The 313-nt window shown below is 76.0% G+C and carries 1 pseudogene; it reads right to left on the reverse strand.

Annotated elements, in window-relative coordinates:
* Positions 1 to 181 (reverse strand): annotated as a pseudogene (locus tag TW83_RS19020) (diguanylate cyclase); the annotation flags it as partial.
* Between the last annotated feature and the right edge of the window lie 132 nt (positions 182 to 313).

The following is a 313-nucleotide window of genomic DNA, read 5'->3' on the forward strand; positions in this document are numbered from 1 at the left end:
CCAGGGCCACGCCGATGGTCGCCCCGACCAGCCCCGCCAGCGCGGGCAGGTCCCGTGCCTGGACCGACGCGATGCCGACCTTGTCCAGCAGCGCCGCGGCCACGGCGGCGTCGCGGCCCCGCGGCGCCAGGATCGCCACCGCCAGGGCCAGGTCGTCGCGCGCGGTGGACCCGTCGGTCACCGTGCCCGGTCCCTCTGCGGATCGGTCGCCATCAGGTCGTTCTCGGTGCCCACCAGCACCGGGGTCCCGGACAGGATGCCCGAAAAGCCCCGGATCGGTGCGCCGATGACGATGCCGCCCCCGTCGATCCGC

It is taken from the genome of Paracoccus sp. S4493, assembly GCF_000967735.1.
GTDB classification, from domain to species: Bacteria; Pseudomonadota; Alphaproteobacteria; order Rhodobacterales; family Rhodobacteraceae; genus Paracoccus; species Paracoccus marcusii.